General features: G+C 63.1%; 10 protein-coding genes. 7 read left to right on the top strand and 3 right to left on the bottom strand.

Annotation, left to right across the window (positions count from 1 at the left end; genetic code table 11):
• The first annotated feature begins 364 nt into the window (after window positions 1–364).
• Entirely contained in the window at window positions 365–1,375 is a 1,011-nt protein-coding gene (locus tag ACI2JX_RS22780; protein WP_368973398.1) for an NAD(P)-dependent alcohol dehydrogenase, read from the top strand.
• A 136-nt stretch (window positions 1,376–1,511) separates the two neighbouring features.
• On the opposite strand, the gene ACI2JX_RS22775 is transcribed toward ACI2JX_RS22780, so the two are convergent.
• Window positions 1,512–2,225, bottom strand: coding sequence for a FadR/GntR family transcriptional regulator (locus ACI2JX_RS22775; RefSeq protein WP_264236876.1), 714 nt, complete (start codon window positions 2,223–2,225; stop codon window positions 1,512–1,514).
• A 327-nt stretch (window positions 2,226–2,552) separates the two neighbouring features.
• Here ACI2JX_RS22775 and ACI2JX_RS22770 point away from each other — a divergent pair, with 327 nt between their 5' ends.
• Entirely contained in the window at window positions 2,553–3,902 is a 1,350-nt protein-coding gene (locus tag ACI2JX_RS22770) for an MFS transporter (protein WP_404691034.1), read from the top strand.
• Window positions 3,903–3,926: 24 nt separating this feature from the next.
• Complete coding sequence (gene gudD, locus ACI2JX_RS22765; protein ID WP_404691038.1) at window positions 3,927–5,294, top strand: glucarate dehydratase; 1,368 nt, start codon at window positions 3,927–3,929, stop codon at window positions 5,292–5,294.
• Between the two features lie 132 nt (window positions 5,295–5,426).
• Here the strand turns inward: gudD and ACI2JX_RS22760 are convergent, their stop codons facing one another.
• Window positions 5,427–6,311, bottom strand: coding sequence for a LysR family transcriptional regulator (locus tag ACI2JX_RS22760; protein WP_404691033.1), 885 nt, complete (start codon window positions 6,309–6,311; stop codon window positions 5,427–5,429).
• A gap of 97 nt (window positions 6,312–6,408) precedes the next feature.
• Here ACI2JX_RS22760 and ACI2JX_RS22755 point away from each other — a divergent pair, with 97 nt between their 5' ends.
• The 3 genes from ACI2JX_RS22755 to gabP all read left to right on the top strand — a co-directional run bounded on the left by ACI2JX_RS22755 (window position 6,409) and on the right by gabP (window position 10,837).
• Window positions 6,409–7,368 (top strand): 2-hydroxyacid dehydrogenase, encoded by a 960-nt coding sequence (locus ACI2JX_RS22755; RefSeq protein ID WP_264236879.1) that lies wholly within the window; start codon window positions 6,409–6,411, stop codon window positions 7,366–7,368.
• Between the two features lie 83 nt (window positions 7,369–7,451).
• A complete protein-coding gene (locus tag ACI2JX_RS22750; protein WP_186557740.1) occupies window positions 7,452–8,792 on the top strand; it encodes an MFS transporter in 1,341 nt (446 codons plus the stop codon).
• A gap of 650 nt (window positions 8,793–9,442) precedes the next feature.
• The gene (gene gabP, locus ACI2JX_RS22745) at window positions 9,443–10,837 is read left to right on the top strand and encodes a GABA permease (protein WP_392465948.1); all 1,395 of its coding nucleotides are present in this window, start codon (window positions 9,443–9,445) and stop codon (window positions 10,835–10,837) included.
• A 61-nt stretch (window positions 10,838–10,898) separates the two neighbouring features.
• On the opposite strand, the gene ACI2JX_RS22740 is transcribed toward gabP, so the two are convergent.
• A complete protein-coding gene (locus ACI2JX_RS22740) occupies window positions 10,899–11,765 on the bottom strand; it encodes a LysR family transcriptional regulator (RefSeq protein WP_368973757.1) in 867 nt (288 codons plus the stop codon).
• A 374-nt stretch (window positions 11,766–12,139) separates the two neighbouring features.
• On the opposite strand from ACI2JX_RS22740, the gene ACI2JX_RS22735 reads away from it, so the two are divergent.
• Window positions 12,140–13,699, top strand: a complete 1,560-nt coding sequence (locus ACI2JX_RS22735; RefSeq protein ID WP_404691032.1) for an MFS transporter — start codon at window positions 12,140–12,142, stop codon at window positions 13,697–13,699.
• The last annotated feature ends 305 nt before the right edge of the window (window positions 13,700–14,004 follow it).

Below are 14,004 nucleotides of genomic sequence, written 5' to 3'. Positions count from 1 at the left end.
GTGGGAGCGGGCTAGGAGTTGGAACAGCGGTCTCTGTTGTGTCAGCGATGGCCCAACGCAAGCATGCCCGCTGCCCTAAAGGCCCGTACTGACACAGCCAAGTAACCGAAGCGCCCGCAATCACTGTGGGAGCGGGCTAGGAGTTGGAACAGCGGTCTCTGTTGTGTCAGCGATGGCCCAACGCAAGCATGCCCGCTGCCCTAAAGGCCCGTACTGACACAGCCAAGTAACTGAAGCACCCGCAATCCCTGTGGGAGCGGGCTTGCCCGCGAAGAGGCCGGGACAAGCAATACAATACCCATGACTCCATGCACATCCATCTAAGCTGCATTGCACTTCTTGCCCACCACTAAGGAATCCAGCCATGTCCAGCAAGGCCATCTACGTTCAACCCGGCGGCGGTTACGACAAGGTCCAGGTCGGCACCTGCGAGGCTGCCGCGCCACAGGCGGGTGAGATCACCGTGCGCCTGCACGCCAGCTCGCTCAACTACCACGATTTCGCCGTGGTCAGCGGCATGTGGGGGCCGAGTGAGCGGCGTATTCCCATGGCCGATGGTGCTGGCGAGGTAATCGCGGTTGGCGCTGGGGTCAGCGAATTCAAAGTCGGCGATGCCGTGGTCAGCACCTTCTTCCCCGATTGGCTGGACGGTCAGGCCCAGGTCGAAGGCTTTGCCAGCGTGCCGGGTGATGGCATCGACGGCTATGCTCGCGAGCAGGTAACCGCCCGCGCCACTTCATTCACCCTGGCGCCCAAAGGATACAGCCACGCCGAGGCCGCGACCCTGACCACCGCAGGCCTCACCGCCTGGCGCGCGCTGATGGCCGATGATCGCCTGAAACCTGGCGACAGCGTGCTGGTGCAAGGTACGGGCGGGGTGTCCATCTTCGCCCTGCAGTTCGCCAAACTGGCGGGTGCTACCGTGATCGCGACCTCGTCCAGTGATGCCAAGCTCGAACGGCTGAAGTCGTTGGGCGCCGATCACTTGATCAACTACCGCAGCACCCCGGCCTGGGGCGAGAAAGTCCGCGAGCTGACCGATAACCGTGGGGTTGACCACGTCATCGAGGTGGGGGGCCCGGCGACCCTCGAGCAGTCGATGATCGCTGCGCGCATTGGTGGGCATGTTTCGTTGATCGGGATTCTGACCGGTGTGGCCGGGCAGTTGCCGCTGGTGCAGGCGCTGGTCCGGCAGATTCGTCTGCAAGGCGTGCTGGTGGGCAGCCGCGCCCAGCAGCAGGCCATGGTGCGGGCGATCGATGCCAATGGCTTACGGCCGGTGGTAGACAAGCATTTCGAGCTGGAGCAGATCGTCGAGGCGTTCCAGTACCAGGAGAGCAACAAGCATTTCGGCAAGATCTGCCTGACCTTCTGAGTCCATGGTTTTTGGGGCCGCGTTGCGGCCCTTCGCGGGCAAGCCCGCTCCCACAGGTATTACCTGGACATGAAGATTGTGGGGTGTCAGTGGGGGATTGTTTGAGAGGTCGGTGCATACAGCACAAAAACAGCCGTCACTCCGGCAACAAGCGATCCCGGCTATTGGACAGGTGCAAACAGATCGCCGCCCGCGCCGCATCCGGGTCCTGGCGGCGGATGGCGTTGAGGATCGCTTCATGTTCGAGGTTGGCCAGGTAGGCATGCCGGGCCAGCTTGGATCCTGAGCGTTCATCCGCGCCCAGCTGATTACGCGGAATCAGGCCATTGCCCAGCTGCGCCATCATCTGGGTGAAATACACATTGCCAGTGGCCTCGGCGATCAGCAGGTGAAAGCGCCGATCAGGTTCGATGCAGCTATCACCGGCTGCCGCCAGGTCCTGATGATCGTCCAGCGCCTGGCGCATGCGCTGCAACTGCTGCTCGCTTCGACGCAACGCCGCAAGCGCCGCAGCCTGGCCCTCCAGACCGATGCGCAGTTCAAGCAGGTCGCGCACGCTGGCCGCATTCTCGGCGCCCACGCGCAGGCCCGACTGGGCCTGACGTTCAATCACGAATGTACCAATACCGTGGCGCGGCTCGACCAACCCCGATGCCTGCAATTTCGACAATGCCTCGCGCACCACAGTGCGGCTGACGGCATGCTCGCGCACCAGGCTGTTTTCCGAGGGCAGTTTGTCGCCAGGTTTGAAGGTGCCCAGGAGAATCTGCTGGGTCAGGCTGGAGACCAGGTCATGGGCGCGGCTGTGACCGCGTTTACGCAAGGTTTCGAGGTTGTCGGCTGAGGTCATGGCGCTGCTCGCGAAGGTGATCGTACAAGTGCGGCGTGAGTAGGGCCAGATTAGCACCCTGACTTGTATGACAAGTAAGTTTCTCAGATTTTTTTTGAAGGCTGATCCCTGAAGTCTCGCCCTCTGGTTTTTCGTATATCTTGCTATTTCACCGATTTTTGCAGTTTTAATAGCTTGTATTTTGTCTTTTGACGACAGGTTGCGTTCTTGTCGTACAACTGCGCAGGGCATATTCTCTTGCCACTGGCATGTCAGACAACCAGGCGGACTGCCTCCCGCCGCGACATCCATCGACCCGCACAAAAACAATTAGTGGGAGATTCCACAGTGAACGACACCCTCGATCCGTCCGCCCGGCGCGACGATGTGTTGGCAAGCGCAGTGGCCAAGGTCAAACGCCATGTCCTGCCGCTGTTCGTCATCATGTTCATCGTCAACTACCTGGATCGCGTCAACATCGGCTTCGTCCGCCCGCACCTGGAAAGCGACCTGGGCATCAGCGCCGCCGCCTATGGTTTCGGTGCCGGCCTGTTCTTCATTGGCTACGCGCTGTTCGAAGTCCCCTCGAACATGCTTCTGCAACGTGTCGGCGCACGTTTGTGGCTGACCCGTATCATGTTCACCTGGGGGCTGGTGGCCACGGCCATGGCTTTTGTCCAGACCGAGACCCAGTTCTATGTCCTGCGCTTTTTGCTCGGCGTGGCTGAGGCAGGGTTTTTCCCGGGGGTGATCTACTACTTCACGCGCTGGCTGCCGGCCGCCGAACGCGGCAAGGCAATCGCCATCTTCCTCAGTGGCTCGGCGGTCGCCTCGCTGATTTCCGGCCCGCTGGCCGGGGCACTGATGCAGATCCAAGGCCTGGGCATGCACGGCTGGCAGTGGATGCTGTTCATCGAAGGCATGGCCTCGGTGTGCCTGTGTTTCTTCGTCTGGTTCTGGCTCGACTCCAAGCCGCACGATGCCAAATGGCTGAGCCGTGCCGAGCAGGATGCGCTGGTTGAGGTCATCGACCGCGAGCAGCGTGAGCGCGAAGCGGTCGGGGTCGTCAAGACCTCCTCCTGGAGCCTGCTCAAGGACCGCCAGATCCTGCTGTTCTGCGGCATCTACTTCTGCATCCAGTTGACGATCTATGCCGCGACCTTCTGGCTGCCGAGCATCATCAAGCGCATGGGCGATCTGTCTGATCTGCAGGTCGGCTTCTTCAACTCGATCCCGTGGCTGATCTCGATCATCGCCATGTATGCCTTCGCCGCCGGTTCTGCGCGCTGGAAGTTCCAGCAGGCCTGGGTCGCTGGCGCATTGGTCATCGCCGCCATCGGCATGTTCATGTCGACCACCGGTGGGCCGGTGTTCGCCTTCGTCGCGGTGTGTTTCGCCGCCATCGGTTTCAAGTCGGCCTCGGCGTTGTTCTGGCCAATCCCCCAGGGCTACCTCGACGCCCGCATCGCTGCGGCGGTGATCGCCTTGATCAACTCGGTGGGCAACCTCGGCGGCTTTGTCGCGCCCACCACCTTCGGCTTGCTCGAACAGCACACCGGTTCCATCCAGGGCGGGCTGTATGGCCTGGCCGTGACCTCGGTGCTGGCGGCGATCGTGGTGTTCTTCGTCCGCACCCGCCCCAAAGACAGCGCCTCCCATGACCTCAAGCCGCAGTCGGCGTTGAGCCAGACTCACTGAACCTGCAGGACAACCCAGATGAATATGCACAGCACCCAAGACTCCTTCAGCGCCAGCCAGGTGCAGACCGGCACGCCGGTGGTGACCGAGCTGCGCGTGATCCCGGTGGCCGGGCACGACAGCATGCTGCTCAACCTCAGCGGCGCGCATGGGCCATTCTTCACCCGCAACATCGTTGTACTGCGCGACAGCGCCGGCAACACCGGCCTGGGCGAAGTGCCCGGTGGCGAGACCATTCGCCAGACCCTCGAAGATGCCCGCAGCCTGGTGGTTGGCCAGCCGCTGGGGCATTACCAACGCGTGCTCAACGCCATGCGCCAGACCTTTGCCGGGCGTGATGCCGCCGGCCGCGGCCTGCAAACCTTCGACCTGCGCATTACCGTTCATGCCGTCACTGCCATCGAATCGGCGCTGCTCGATCTGCTCGGCCAGCACCTGGGCGTGCCGATGGCGGCGCTGCTCGGCGAAGGCCAGCAGCGTGAAGCGGTGAAGATGCTTGGCTACCTGTTCTACATCGGCGACCGCCAGCAGACCGACCTGGCCTACCGCAACGAAGCCGAGGCCGACGATGACTGGTTGCGCCTGCGCCATGAAAAGGCGCTGACCCCGGAAGCGGTGGTGCGCTTGGCCGAGGCCGCCAAGGCGCGCTATGGCTTCAGCGACTTCAAGCTCAAGGGTGGCGTGCTGCGCGGTGAAGAAGAAATCGAAGCGGTCACCGCCTTGGCCGAGCGCTTCCCTGAAGCGCGCATCACCCTCGATCCGAACGGCGCCTGGTCACTCAAGGAGGCGATCGCCCTGTGCCGTGACCAACACCACGTACTGGCCTACGCCGAGGACCCCTGTGGCGCGGAAAACGGCTACTCGGGCCGTGAGGTGATGGCCGAGTTCCGCCGCGCCACCGGCTTGCCCACCGCCACCAACATGATCGCCACCGATTGGCGGCAGATGGGCCATGCGATCCAGTTGCAGTCGGTGGACATCCCCCTGGCCGACCCGCACTTCTGGACTTTGCAAGGCTCGGTGCGGGTCGCGCAGATGTGCCACGACTGGGGCCTGACCTGGGGCTCGCATTCGAACAACCACTTCGATATTTCCCTGGCCATGTTCACCCAGGTCGCGGCGGCGGCGCCGGGTGAGATTACCGCGATCGACACTCATTGGATCTGGCAAGACGGCCAACGCCTGACCCGCGAGCCGCTGCGCATCGTCGACGGCCATGTGCGCGTGCCGCAGCGGCCGGGGCTGGGGGTGGAGCTGGATGAAGACCAGCTGGCCAAGGCCCATGAGTGCTATCGCAACATGGGCCTGGGCGCGCGTGACGACAGCGTGGCAATGCAGTTCTTGATTCCGGGCTGGAGCTTCGATAACAAGCGGCCTTGCCTGGTGCGCTGAAGCTATTGAACATGGCCTCTTCACCCGCGAAGAGGCCATGTTTGACTCACCACAGAACGCCGGTCTCACGCCACCACCTGTGGGAGCGGGCTTGCCCGCGAACAGGCCAGTAAAGCCACTACACAATAGCGCTCAAGCAAAAAAACGCCGGGCCACCTCGACAAACTCCGTCAACACCGGATTGGGGTTATCGCTGCAATACGCCAAGAACATCTCCGCCTCATGCCCAGTCTGCACCAGCGGCCTGAACACGACCTGCTCCATATGCAGTGCCTGCGCCGACGCGGGCACCACCGCGATGCCCAGCCCGACATTGACCAGGCCAATGATCGAGTGCGTCTGCCCCAACTGGTGAATGTACTGCGGCTGCACCTGATGGCGAGCGAACAGGTTGGCGATGCGGTCATGGAAATAGCGCCCCTCGCTCTCGCTGTACATGATGAACGGCTGCTGATCGAAGTCGTGCGGGCCGAGTTCGGCCTTGGCTGCCAGCGGGTGGCCAGCGGGCAGCGCTGCGACGAACGGCTCACGGTGAATCAGCACGTATTCGACACGGGCGCTGGGCATCACCTGGCGCACGAAACCGACATCGATCATGCCTGTCTCTAGCGCATGCACCTGGCCGAGCGAGACCCGTTCGCTCAACTCCAGGTCGATGCCGGGCAACACTTCAGCAGCATGCACCAACAGCTGCGGAATCAAGCTGTACGCGCCGACTGCGGTAAAGCCCAAGGTCAGCCGCCCGGCTTCGCCGTGGGCAATACGCCGGGCCGACTGACTGGCCGATTCGGCGATTTGCAGAATGCGCCGGGCATCCTCCAGAAAGTTCTGCCCCGCCGGAGTCAGCCGCGCCTGACGATTGGTGCGCTCCAGCAGCAACACGCCCAACGAATGCTCGAGTAGCTGAATCTGCCGACTCAGCGGTGGCTGGGTCATGTGCAGACGAACGGCCGCGCGGCCGAAATGCAGCTCTTCGGCAACCGCTACGAAGCAGCGCAGTTGGTGCAGTTCCATCATTCAATTTCCGTATTATTCGATCCACTATCTATATTAGACCTGTATCGATCGCAGTCCTAGCATCGGAGTCATTCACCTCCACTGCCGGACACCAACGATGCCTCACGACAATCGCGCAACCATCGACCTGCTGCTGACCCAACCCGTCCCAGACGCCATCGACGACGTGCTGATGCGCGAGTACCGCGTGCATCGGCTGTATCAGCATGCGCATCCCCAGCGCCTGCTCGATGAAGTCGGTGGGCGGATTCGTGGTGTGGTCACCGGCGGCGCCAAGGGCCTACCCAACGCACTGATGGATCAGTTGCCAGCGCTTGAGATCATCGCCATCAGTGGCATCGGCACCGATGCGGTGGACCTGGCCCGCGCCGCCGAGCGCAACATTCATGTCACCACCACCCCAGGCGTGCTGACCGATGACGTGGCCGACATGGCGATCGGCTTGATCATCGCCACCCTGCGTCGCCTCGGCGAGGGCGAGCGATTGGTCCGCGATGGCTTGTGGGGCACGGTCAACCTGGCGCTGGCGCGCAAGGTCAGCGGGATCGACCTGGGCATCGTCGGCTTGGGCCGGGTAGGGCAGGCGATTGCTCGGCGTGCGGCGGCCTTCGACATGCGCATCGCTTACTGCGACCGGCAAGAGAAGCCCGAATCCGGCTACCGCTACGTCAGCGATCTGCGCGAGCTGGCGCGCTCGGTGGACGTTCTGGTGCTGGCCGCCTCGGCCGACGACGGCAAGGCCATCGTCACCCGTGAAGTGCTCGAAGCGCTGGGGCCGCAGGGTTACTTGATCAACGTCGCCCGCGGCAAGTTGGTGGACGAGCAGGCGCTGGTCGAGGCCCTGTGCGAGCAGCGCATTGCTGGCGCCGGTCTGGATGTGTTCGTCGACGAACCGAACGTGCCGCCAGCCTTGCGTGATCTGGCCCAGGTCAGCCTGCAGCCGCATCGCGCCAGCGCCACGCTGCAGACCCGGCAGCAGATGGGCCAGATAGTGCTCGACAACCTGGCCGCGTGTTTCCGTGGCGAGCTACCGCCGCAGCGAGTCACCCGCACCTGAGCCCCCCGCAGACACCCCACAGCCTCCGGGCCGTTCACCTCCCGACAAGAACAATCGCTTCCGCCGAGAAGCAAGAGGTCATCATGAACAGCAAATCCGCCGCCGCCCCGCTGGTGCAGGCCAGCGTAGGCCGTCATCGCTTCCTGGTCCTGGCGCTGATCTTCGTCATCACCGTGATCAACTACGCCGACCGCGCCACCCTGTCGATCACCGGTACCGAGGTGCTCAAGGACCTCGGCCTGGACCCGGTCATGCTCGGCATGATCTTTTCAGCCTTCGCCTGGGCCTACGCCCTCGGCCAGGTGCCCGGCGGTTGGCTGCTCGACCGCTTCGGCGCACGGCGGGTGTACGGCATCAGCCTGATCCTCTGGTCGCTGTTCACCCTCATGCAAGGCACGGTCGGCTGGATGGGCCTGGCCGGTGCCTCGGCGGCGGTGGCGTTGTTCTCCATGCGCTTCATGCTCGGCCTGGTCGAGTCGCCGGCGTTTCCGGCCAACTCGCGGATCGTCAGCTGCTGGTTCCCGACCCGTGAGCGCGGCACCGCTTCGGCCTTGTTCAACTCGGCGCAGTACATGGCCGTGGTGGTGTTCGCGCCGCTGATGGCCTGGATGACTCACGCCCTTAGCTGGGAGCAGGTGTTCATCTGGATGGGGGTATTGGGGCTGCTGCTGAGTGTGGTCTGGTTCCGCCTCTACCATGAACCGCACAGCGCGCCAGGGTTGAGCCGCGAAGAGCTGGAGTACATGCGCGAGGGCGGCGCGCTGGTCGACCTGGAGCGCGAGCGCAAGACCGCCAAGAGCAAACCGACCCGCGCCGAGGTGCTGCAGCTGTTCACCAGTCGCAACCTGTGGGCGGTGTACCTGGGCCAGTACTGCATCACCGCGCTCACTTACTTTTTCATTACCTGGTTCCCGATCTACCTGATCAAAGGCCGCGGCATGACCATCATGGAAGCCGGATGGGTTGCCGCGTTGCCTGCGATCTGCGGGTTTACCGGTGGCATTTTGGGTGGGTTCATTTCCGACTGGCTGATCCGCCGTGGTGTACACCCTTCCCGAGCGCGCAAGACCCCGTTCGTGATCGGCATGGCGCTGTCGACCAGCCTGGTGCTGGCCAACTATGTCGATGGCAATGCTGCGGTGATCATGCTGATGACCCTGGCGTTCTTTGGCAAAGGCCTGGCAGCGGTGGGTTGGGCGGTGCTGTCGGACGTGGCGCCGAGCAAGATGGTCGGCTTGTGTGGTGGCGTATTCAACGGCATCGGCAACATCGCCGGGATCATCACCCCGCTGGTGATTGGCTACGTGGTGGCCAGCACGGGTTCTTTCGATAACGCTCTCTGGTTCGTCGCTGCGCACGGCGTGCTGGGGATCCTCGCTTACCTGTTGCTGGCCCGGCGCTTCGAGCGTACCGGACAGGCGTAGGCAGACGCCTGAGCAACGGGGCCCCGGGAGACCGGGGCTTTTTTATGGGTACGGCAGTCAGATCGGTGTTGGCTTCTTCGCGGGCAAGCCCGCTCCCACAGGTCCCAGTCTTGACTCAACACACCTACTGCGAACCCCGCGAACCCTGTGGGGGACCGGGGCTTTTTTATGGGTGCGGCAGTCAGATCGGTGTTGGCCTCTTCGCGGGCAAGCCCGCTCCCACAGGGTTTGTAGGGTTTGCAGTGGGTGTGTTGAGTCAAAACTGGCTCAACGCTGGGCTGAAATCTGCGCGGGACCTGTGGGAGCGGGCTTGCCCGCGAAGAGGCCAGCACAAACTCCCCAGCACACCCAGTTGAAAAACAGAACCTCCAAACAGCCCCATGCCGCAAACAGACACGCCATTGGCGACATCTGGCGCGATTGAGCAGCCCCTGTCGTGATCGCGCACCTCTGAGGCGTTCTCGAATAATTTCCACCCGCCCCAGGCGGCTTAAATGGACCCGGAATTCAGCTGGCGCGTTGCTCGATAAAGCGTGTAGAAGGTCAACAACAGAGCGCGAGTTACGTGCCTACCCATTGTTTGCAAAGGAGATTATTTTCGCCTACGCCTGCCCCCTTTTCCTTGTGTCAGCAAAAAGAGAACAAGATCAATGAACACCGTGGGATCTGATGGTAGTAACCTCGCGCAAGGGTTCAAACCACGCCATGTAACGATGTTGTCCATCGCGGGCATTATCGGTGCAGGGCTTTTCGTCGGCTCCGGACATGCCATCGCAGCAGCCGGCCCAGCCACCATAATCTCTTACTTCGTGGCCGGGACTTTGGTCGTCCTGGTCATGCGCATGCTCGGCGAAATGGCCGTGGCCCATCCCGACACCGGTTCGTTCTCCACCTACGCTGACCAGGCCATTGGCCGCTGGGCCGGCTATACCATCGGCTGGCTGTACTGGTGGTTCTGGGTGTTGGTGATTCCCATCGAAGCGCTGGCCGCCGGGCATGTGCTCAACGCCTGGTTCCCCCAGGTCGACAGCTGGATCTTTGCCTTGCTGTCGATCGTCTTGCTGGCCGGGACCAACCTGTTCAGCGTGGCCAAGTACGGCGAGTTCGAATTCTGGTTCGCGATTCTCAAAGTGGCGGCGATCCTCGGCTTCATCAGCCTCGGTTTCGCTGCCCTGATGGGCTGGTTGCCCAACCGCGAAGTCAGTGGCCTGAGCACCCTGGTGGACGAATACGGCGGCTTCGCGCCCAAGGGCTGGTCGGCGGTAATCGGCGCGTTCATCACCGTGATGTTCAGCTTCATCGGTACTGAAGCGGTGACCATCGCCGCCTCCGAATCCAGCGACCCTTCGCGCAACATCGCCAAGGCCACCCGCTCGGTGATCTGGCGGATCAGTACCTTCTACATCCTGTCGATCTTCGTGATCATCTCGGTGGTGCCGTGGAACGATCCACAACTGGCGGTGGTGGGCTCCTACCAACGCGCGCTGGAGATCATGAACATCCCCAACGCCGCTTTCATGGTCGACTTCGTGGTGCTGGTGGCAGTGGCCAGTTGCATGAACTCATCGATCTACATCGCCTCGCGGATGATGTACTCGCTGGCCAAGCGTGGTGATGCCCCGGCGATGCTGAAAAACACCTCCAAGGTTGGCGTGCCTCGCGCCGCTGTGTTCGGAAGCACGCTGATCGGTGCGGCCATCGCCATCCTCAACTACTTCGCTCCCAAGGGCGTGTTCGAGTTCCTGCTGGCCAGCTCCGGCGCCATCGCCTTGCTGGTGTACATGGTCATCGCCATCTCCCAGCTGCGCATGCGCCGGCGCCTGGAGCGGGAGAACGCCGAGCTCAAGTTCCGCATGTGGCTGTTTCCCTGGCTGACCTGGGCGGTGATCATTTTCATCGCTGGGGCCTTGAGCGTGATGATGTATACCGAAGAGCACCGGGCGGAAGTAACCGCCACCTTGAGCCTGGCGATCTTCATCTCGTTCCTCGGGATCGTGACGACCCGCGGCCACCAGCGAGCAGTGGGCATGCGCTCGGTCGGCTAGAGCGGCGTTGAGACCTAGGAGGGCATCTGGCGACAGATGCCCTTTTTTTGCACCTGCCGTTTCACACTTGGCGTGCGCTGTCGATATAGCGCATCACCGCTGGCGCCTTCTCGAAGCGCCGGTGGATCAGGCTCAGCCACGAGCTGGCCTGGCAGTGTTCCACCGGCCGGTAAGTGACCTGCGGCAGACGAATCCGCGCCACCACCGACTCTGGCACGATCGCCACCCCCTGGCCCAGCGACACCAAGGTAATCACCGCCACCAGGCTTCCCGGCTGCGGCCCCAGGCGCGGCTCGAAACCACCCAGGCTGGCCACTTCGAGGGTGCCGGAAATCTGCTCGGGGAGAATGAACGTCTCCTCGGCCAGGCGCGAGGCGGGGATGCTCTTCAACTCATTGATCCGCGAACTGGCCGGCAGCGCCAGGACGAAACCTTCCTGATGCAGGGCGATGGCGTCCAGCTCATCCGGCAACTCCATGGGCGAGCGCACGTAGGCGATGTCCAGTTGGCCATCGCGCACCTGGGCCGGCAGATCGACCATTGGCGTTTCGCGGATGTTCAGGCGCACGTTGGGGTGGGCTGCGCTGAAGCGCGTCACCTGCGCCTGGAGTATCCCCGAGTAGGCGGCAGAGGCCACGTAGCCCAACTCGATCAAGCCACTCTCACCACGCCCGGCCCGTTGCGCGCCCAACTGCGCCGCATCGAACTGGCGCACCGCCTGCTCGGCCTCAAGCAATAGCGCCTGGCCTGCCGCCGTGAGGTTCACCTCGCGCTGATTGCGCTCGAACAACCGCACGCCCAGCTCGCGCTCCATGTCCTGGATTTGCCGGCTGAGGGTGGGCGGGGCAATGCCCAGCTGCTCAGCGGCCCGGGTGAAATGGCCATGCTGGGCGACGCAGAGGAAGTAGCGGAAGTGGCGGATTTCCATGAAGGCTCGTTACCTGTTGGGTAATGACGCAGGCCTCTGTGGCTAATAAGCACGAGGCCGGACAACGTTATGGTGAAGGTAACACTAGAGGGTTGGCGCCGTGGCAACGAGTTACGGCGACCGGCCACATGAATGCTGATGAGAGGCCAAAGCGGGGCAAGATTGAGTGGCGTCAGATTTGGGGCTGCTTTGCAGCCCTTCGCGGCGGTTCGGCGCCCCGACAAGCCCGCTCCCACAGGTACAGCGCTGATCTGCAGAGCAATGCGCATCCTGTGGGAGCGGGCTTGCCCGCGAAGGGCCGCAAAGCGGCCCCAAGACAGATCAGCACACGTCTGTCCCCATGGCACCCCTCAGCCCCTTCCCAGGAGCCAAGCATGCCCACCCCAGCCTCCGCCCGCTTCACCCTGTTCACCGCCTCGGCCGTCTGCGCCCTGATCATCCTCGACACCAACATCGTCGCCGTCAGCCTGCCGAGCATCGCCCGCGACCTGTCCGGCTCGTTCGCCGACATCGAATGGGTGGTCAGCGCCTACCTGCTGGCCTTCGCTGCCTGCCTGCTACCCGCCGGGAGCCTGGCCGACCGCTTCGGCCGACGACGCATGCTCATGCTCGGCCTGGCAGTATTCGGCATCGCCTCACTGGCCTGTGGCGCCGCTCCCGACTTGCTGTTCCTCGACCTCGCCAGGGCCGCCAAAGGTGTCGGCGCCGCCATGCTGCTCACCGCCGCCTTGGCCGCCATCGGCAACCGCTTCCATGAACCCGAAGCACGCATGCGCGCCTGGGCCTTCTGGGGCGCCTGCATGGGCGCGACCATCACCTTCGCGCCCCTGCTCGGCGGCCTGATCGCCAGCACCCTGGGCTGGCGCTGGATCTTCTATATCAACCTGCCGCTGGTGGTGATACTCGGCGCGATGGTCATGCACAGCGTGGAGGAATCGCGTGACAGCGCCGCAGCCCGCCTCGATCCCCTCGGTAGCCTGACCTTCGCCGCCAGCCTGGGCTGCCTGATCTGGGCGCTGATCGACGCCAACCAGGTCGGCTGGGACAGCGCCACCACGCTCGGCCGCCTGCTGATTGCCGCCCTGCTATTCGCCCTGTTCGTAGGGGTAGAGCGCGCCCAGGCCAGGCCCATGATCGACCTGCGACTGCTGCGCAGTGGCCGCTTCATCGGCGCCTTGCTCGGCATGTTCGCCTACGCCGCCTGCGCCCAGGTGATGATGACCCTGCTGCCGCTGTACCTGCAGAACGGCCTGCAGATGTCGGCGCTGGCTGCTGGCGCGGGAATGCTGCCGTTCGCGGTGGCGATGCTGCTGACCCCGCGCTGGGGGATGCGCCTGGCAGCGCGAATGACACCGGCTGATGTATTCGCGCTGGGGTTGGTGTTGGTGGGCGCCGGGAACTTGCTGTGTGCCTGGGCGGCGGGGCAGGGTGGCTATCTTGGCTTCGCCCTGGCAAGCGTGGTGCTGGGGGCCGGCGCGGGGCTGCTCAATGGCGATACGCAGAAAAACATCATGGCGTGTGTGCCGCGTGAACGCACCGGGATGGCGTCGGGGTTGAGTACCACTACGCGGTTTGGCGCGATCGTGTTGGCGATTGGCGTGCTGGGTGGGATTTTGGCGGCGCGCAGTGGGCAGTTGCTGCGCGAGGCGATGGCTGGGGTGGCGCCGCAGGCTGTGGATAAAGTCGGGGAGATGGCTACGCGAGTGGCAGCGGGGGATCTGCCGGCGGCGTTGGCTTTGCTTGAGCCTGGGTTGCGCGAGGTAGTGGCGCCGGTGGCTCGGGGGGCGTTTGTGGGTGGGTTTGAGGCGGTGTTGCTGACGGCAGGTGTTGCTGCCCTGATCTTTGCCGTGGTGGTCGGTGTGCTGTTGCGACGGCCGTTGCCGCAGGTGAACGAGCCTCACCCTAGCGTCGCCAGCCGACCTGCAACGCGCTGAAGCCCAGCCCCTAGATCGGCCTGGGTGAGCTGCTGGCAAGTATTAACTTCAGGCGTCTTCGATAACCTTAAAGGGCGATGTCTTAAAGGTCACAAAGTTGTGACATTTAAGCGCTGATACGCTAGTGAAGAGGCCTGGAGTTGAGGGGTATTCAGTTGGATAGTTGCTCAGGTCTGCAATACGGAGGTCATACTAATTTCTGCCAAAAAAACTGGCTGCGTAGTATTGACAGTCGCCACATGGCTGCCTGATATTGCTCACCTGAGTAGGGCTTCGGATGGATCCGAAGATATAAATAAAAATAA

This window comes from Pseudomonas sp. NPDC088890 (assembly GCF_044900155.1).
Taxonomy (GTDB): Bacteria; Pseudomonadota; Gammaproteobacteria; order Pseudomonadales; family Pseudomonadaceae; genus Aquipseudomonas; species Aquipseudomonas urmiensis.
The sequence above is the reverse complement of the archived record's forward strand: the minus strand, read 5'-3'. Positions and strand labels throughout refer to the sequence as shown.

Excerpts from the sequence above, each read along its gene's own strand:
- ACI2JX_RS22750 (WP_186557740.1), top strand. The coding sequence starts at position 7,452 with ATGAACAGCAAATCCGCCGCCGCCCCGCTGGTGCAGGCCAGCGTAGGC.
- gabP (WP_392465948.1), top strand. The coding sequence starts at position 9,443 with ATGAACACCGTGGGATCTGATGGTAGTAACCTCGCGCAAGGGTTCAAA.
- ACI2JX_RS22735 (WP_404691032.1), top strand. The coding sequence starts at position 12,140 with ATGCCCACCCCAGCCTCCGCCCGCTTCACCCTGTTCACCGCCTCGGCC.
- gudD (WP_404691038.1), top strand. The coding sequence starts at position 3,927 with ATGCACAGCACCCAAGACTCCTTCAGCGCCAGCCAGGTGCAGACCGGC.
- ACI2JX_RS22775 (WP_264236876.1), bottom strand. The coding sequence starts at position 2,225 with ATGACCTCAGCCGACAACCTCGAAACCTTGCGTAAACGCGGTCACAGC.
- ACI2JX_RS22740 (WP_368973757.1), bottom strand. The coding sequence starts at position 11,765 with ATGGAAATCCGCCACTTCCGCTACTTCCTCTGCGTCGCCCAGCATGGC.
- ACI2JX_RS22755 (WP_264236879.1), top strand. The coding sequence starts at position 6,409 with ATGCCTCACGACAATCGCGCAACCATCGACCTGCTGCTGACCCAACCC.
- ACI2JX_RS22760 (WP_404691033.1), bottom strand. The coding sequence starts at position 6,311 with ATGATGGAACTGCACCAACTGCGCTGCTTCGTAGCGGTTGCCGAAGAG.
- ACI2JX_RS22780 (WP_368973398.1), top strand. The coding sequence starts at position 365 with ATGTCCAGCAAGGCCATCTACGTTCAACCCGGCGGCGGTTACGACAAG.